Here is a 3,645-nt window from a genome sequence, read left to right as displayed (position 1 = left end):
AGCCTTTAACTGTACAGGATAAGGAACATAACCATCAGGTTGGTTCTCAAAGAGTAATGGTGGAGCATATCATTCGGGAAATGAAAATATTCAAAATAATGGCCTATCCCTACAGAAATAGAAGAAAGCGTTTCGGCCTTAGGGTGAATCTAATCGCTGCTATTTATAATCTTGAATTATGAAAGAGGTCTATTGTATACCGGAGCGGATGACGGGTTAGCAGGCAGCGTTGTAAATTTGTTTATAAGATTGCGTGTATAAAAGCTGGCCGTGTCTGCAAGCCGGTTACTTTTCGACCATTGCTTTTCATATTGATAATCCACATTAAAGGACAACCCCTTATAAATCTTATAGTTCACAGATGCCCGTAATACCATGTCTTGTACCACATTGGTGGTATTATCGTGTTTATAGTCGTCCAATGGATAGTAGTTCCAGCTTTGCAGGCGCCCGGCGCCTGCCGTATCCGTATACCCCCGCCGGTATTTATCAATAGGAATGGATTGATTATTATCATCCATAAAACGCAGATACGGCACGTAACGGGAACCGATATTTGTAACGGCACCAAAGTCTGGCAGCCCCTGCCTTGATGTGCTGTTGGTATAATAAGCCGTTAATGTAATCTCCAGATCTTTTACCGGCCGTATATGGTTATCCAGGTGTACGTTCACTTTATCCGCAAAGGAACGATCCGTACCATCTACCCGGTTATAGTTACCAGACAGTCGCCAGGCAAACTGGCCGCTGCCCCCATTGATACCCAGGGAATGCTGTTGGGTGAGACCCGTATGTTGGAAATAGCGGGCGTATTGTTCCCGGCTATTCCCCTGCTTCAGCATTTCAATTTGCGCGGCAGCAGCTTCTGCGCTCAGTTGGCCTGCCCGTTGTTTCTGCAATACTTCTACAATCGGCGATAACGCAGGTCGGCTAATAACGTTGTTAATCGCCTCATTGAAATAGCCCTTGTTAAACAGTTGCTGTTCTAATGTGATATAATCCGCAACCGGCATTTCCTTGGTATAAAACAGGTCTGTGGGGCGCGTAAACAGGTAGCTGCTATTTAGATTGACCTGCAAACGCTCATTATACCGGCCCCGCTTGGAAGTAATTACAATAACCCCATTACCCGCACGAGCCCCCCAAATACTGGCGGCAGCTGCATCCTTTAAAATGGTTACACTTTCTACATCATTGGGGTTTATATTATCTATATTTCCCTCGTATGGAAAATTGTCGAGAATGATCAGCGGCGCAAGCGGGCCGTTAATGGTACTGAGCCCCCTTATAGATATATTATTCGCATTTCCATCTGTTCCTGTTTTACCGCTGTTAAAGACAAGACCGTTGGTAACCCCATTTAACCGTTGCAGAATATTTGTTCCGGTTTGCTCATTCAGCATTTTATTATCAATAACCGTTACCGATCCATTTATTTCATTGGGCTTCAGTTTTTGATAACCGGTATTTACAAATACCTGCTCCAATTCACCATCTTTCTCTGTCAGTGTTAGTGACATTACTTGTCCCGGGTGCGTTACCACCATCGTTTTAGGAGTATAACCCACATGCGTAAACTGCAAACTGTCGGGAAAAGTTTTCAGTCGTATATTAAAACCGCCGGCTTCATTCGTTTTTACAGTTACACTACCCGACAGCGATAGCACCGTTACACCCTTTATAGGTTCCTTTGTACGATCGTTGACCAATAAGCCGGTTACCGGCGCCTGCGCATATAGGCCCAGCGCCGCGGCCGTAAAGGCCGCCGCCAATGCAATATATTTTTTCATAGCTAGTTAATTTTGGTTCGCTTTTAGTTCTTGTTTTTTATACCCGCGTTGTTCCGCATCCGCGAGCATCGTCCTTAAATAAGCAGCTACAACCTCCTCAGTAACAAAGGTTGCGGAAGTCTGCGCCAGCAACATACCATCTGGCGCCACCCATGCATAATGTGGATTGTACCGTCTTCGGATGAATTTACTCAGCAGCGAATCTTTTATGATAACAGGTACATTGAGCTTTTGTCTGTTAGCGGCTTCCCAGTTGGCCAGGGTTTTCCGCACAGCTGCCGGTCCCTCCGATGTAACCAATATGATCTGCAATTGGTGGCCATATTGCTGTTGCAAAGCATTAAGCTTGCCAAAGGAGCGTATACAAGGAAGGCATTGGGTATTCCAGAAATCCAGCAGGACCAGCTTTGCATCATTTTTTTGGAATTGTGAGAGGGATGCAGTATCCGCACTATAGTTTATAATATGATGGAATGTTATATCCGGTATGCGTTCACCTACCAACAGCGGAGACAAGGTATTTTTTTGTGCGGTTAGCGTCTGGCATAAAAAAGCCATAACGCCAAGGAGCGTCGTTTTTTTCATATCACAAGTGTTTAAGCAGTAAAGCAATATTGTTCAGGTCATCAAATGGGCATGGTATCAAGATCAGCTAGTTACATAGTATTATGCCCCATAGCCGGGTGATGGGAGGCTTAACATGAGAATACTGCCTCCCGCCCGGCAATATATTATACCGGGTTTTTAGGTTTGCTGGCAAACCGGGCGTTGTGCAATGCATGCTGCAAGCCACCTAAATGGCTAACACCAGACTGCGAGCGTAAATAATATAAAAGCAGTTTACTCATCTCATAAATAGTTAGATGAGTCTCTCCTAAACGGCAAGTTTGATCAGCAAAAAATAGGCGTGGCGCTCAACTTACCGAATAGAGGCCCTGAGAAGCCTTGGAACGGATAAGAGAGCCCACGCCCGGGTCGTGAGCTATTCGTCTTATCGTCTCGTTCCAATTAGAAATTTCTCAGGTTTCTATTCAAGACTCAAAGCGAATGCTTCAAATATTTTTATGAAGTAGTCGCGAATTTATATATTCTCTCAACAAATATAAATAAAAAATCATGCTGACGTATTATAATACGTCTAAAATTTTTAAAATTTCTTTCAGCTTGCCTTCAATGAAAGCGCACGAAAAGAAAGAAAAAAAGGAGATCACATTTCAGTTTGCTGTGGCACTAAAGAAGGCGATGGAAGATGCCGACTTCAATCCTACAAAACTTGCCCTGGAAATTGGAATGGAAAAATCGCACATGCAGCTGATCGCTAACGGTAAAAAGAATCTCACATTATCCTCCCAAATTGCGATCGCTGATGGATTAGGAATTTCCTACACCCAACTGGCTGTTTATTTTGATGAAGTTACCAAAACCGACGAAAAAAAATTTCTCGAATATCAAAAAAAGCAGCAGGAACTGAAAGCCCGTAAAAAGAAGATCTGAATAAGATATCAAACAATACTTTAAACACGTTACAGCCCCGTCAAAATCCGTTTGTTTTATACGCTGATGTAAATGTATGAAAAAATACAACGTTACGCTACACCGTAACAAAAAATATTTTCAAAAGCTGTTCTTTTCCGTATGATTGGGGATGAACTGTATCGGACGAAGTGCAGGTATGCGGTAGCATTGTATAAACTTATTCAAGCGAATAAGGAAATAATACCGATTAGACATTAATTTAATATCTTTTTGTATATTTGAGTTATGGGTAAATTAAAAGAGCTATTCATTAAAGAGAGCCTTCCAGAACTCCGTCATTTACAGAAGCAAAATCCTTCTCAGTTTAAGCGTGTTCAAA

The 3,645-nt window shown here is 42.6% G+C and carries 4 protein-coding genes; 2 read left to right on the top strand and 2 right to left on the bottom strand.

Annotated features, from left to right (window positions below; translation table 11 throughout):
• The coding region (locus Q1V85_RS16735) for a transposase family protein (protein WP_300601656.1) at nucleotides 1-182 on the top strand (182 nt) is incomplete at its 5' end.
• On the opposite strand, the gene Q1V85_RS16730 is transcribed toward Q1V85_RS16735, so the two are convergent.
• Both Q1V85_RS16730 and Q1V85_RS16725 read right to left on the bottom strand, forming a co-directional pair.
• The gene (locus Q1V85_RS16730; protein WP_300601655.1) at nucleotides 177-1,790 is read right to left on the bottom strand and encodes a TonB-dependent receptor plug domain-containing protein; all 1,614 of its coding nucleotides are present in this window, start codon (nucleotides 1,788-1,790) and stop codon (nucleotides 177-179) included. The two genes, Q1V85_RS16735 and Q1V85_RS16730, sit on opposite strands and share 6 nt — an antisense overlap.
• A gap of 6 nt (nucleotides 1,791-1,796) precedes the next feature.
• The gene (locus tag Q1V85_RS16725) at nucleotides 1,797-2,375 is read right to left on the bottom strand and encodes a hypothetical protein (RefSeq protein WP_300601653.1); all 579 of its coding nucleotides are present in this window, start codon (nucleotides 2,373-2,375) and stop codon (nucleotides 1,797-1,799) included.
• A 579-nt stretch (nucleotides 2,376-2,954) separates the two neighbouring features.
• Here Q1V85_RS16725 and Q1V85_RS16720 point away from each other — a divergent pair.
• Complete coding sequence (locus Q1V85_RS16720; RefSeq protein ID WP_300601652.1) at nucleotides 2,955-3,284, top strand: hypothetical protein; 330 nt, start codon at nucleotides 2,955-2,957, stop codon at nucleotides 3,282-3,284.
• Nucleotides 3,285-3,645 lie beyond the last annotated feature (361 nt).

Origin of the sequence: Niabella sp. (assembly GCF_030150205.1) — a bacterium.
GTDB lineage: Bacteria > Bacteroidota > Bacteroidia > Chitinophagales > Chitinophagaceae > Niabella.
This window is presented reverse-complemented; position numbering and strand designations above follow the sequence as displayed.

Coding starts and splice junctions, on each gene's coding strand:
- Q1V85_RS16725 (WP_300601653.1), bottom strand. CDS start 2,375: ATGAAAAAAACGACGCTCCTTGGCGTTATGGCTTTTTTATGCCAGACG.
- Q1V85_RS16730 (WP_300601655.1), bottom strand. CDS start 1,790: ATGAAAAAATATATTGCATTGGCGGCGGCCTTTACGGCCGCGGCGCTG.